The sequence below is a fragment of the Streptomyces sp. MS191 genome, from assembly GCF_008042125.1.
Taxonomy (GTDB): domain Bacteria; phylum Actinomycetota; class Actinomycetes; order Streptomycetales; family Streptomycetaceae; genus Streptomyces.
The window spans coordinates 567-1,264 of record NZ_RDBI01000019.1 but is presented as its reverse complement, the minus strand read 5'-3'; the positions used below and the strand labels follow the sequence as shown (position 1 = coordinate 1,264).

At 70.2% G+C, this 698-nt stretch carries 2 protein-coding genes; both read left to right on the top strand.

What is annotated here, in order from left to right; genetic code table 11:
• The coding region (locus EAO71_RS02420) for a CBS domain-containing protein (protein WP_147976092.1) at positions 1-336 on the top strand (336 nt) is incomplete at its 5' end.
• Positions 326-698: DUF1003 domain-containing protein (locus EAO71_RS02415; protein ID WP_147976093.1), on the top strand; the 373-nt coding region annotated here is incomplete at its 3' end. The genes EAO71_RS02420 and EAO71_RS02415, both read left to right, overlap by 11 nt.

Here is a 698-nt window from a genome sequence, read left to right as displayed (position 1 = left end):
GCGCTCGCGGCGCAGGTGTACGTGTGCCGGCCGCCGGACGAGACGCCGACGGGCAAGTACCTGGGCACGGTGCACTTCCAGCGGCTGCTGCGGGACCCGCCGTTCACCCTGGTCGGGTCGCTGGTGGACAGCGACCTGCCGCCGCTCGCCCCGGACACGCCGCTGCCGGCCGTCACCAGCTATCTCGCCGCGTACAACATGGTCGCGGCGCCCGTCGTGGACGAGAGCGGTTCGTTGCTGGGCGCGGTCACCGTCGACGACGTCCTGGACCACCTGCTGCCGGAGGACTGGCGCGAGACGGAGTTCCACGTGGAGGGGGCACCGCATGGCGGCTGAGCGCACGCAGGAACGCGAGCGGTCCGGCCCGCGCATCCGGCTCGACCTCCCGCGCGAGCGCCGGGCGAGGCTGCTGCCGGAGTACGACCCGGAGGCCTTCGGACGGCTCTCGGAGCGGATCGCCCGCTTCCTGGGGACCGGGCGTTTCCTCGTCTGGATGACCCTGACGATCATCGTCTGGGTGCTCTGGAACATCTTCGCGCCGACGTCGCTGCGGTTCGACGAGTACCCCTTCATCTTCCTGACGCTCGCGCTGTCGCTCCAGGCGTCGTACGCGGCGCCGCTCATCCTGCTCGCCCAGAACCGGCAGGACGACCGGGACCGGGTCAACCTCGAACAGGACCGCAAGCATTTTTTTTTTC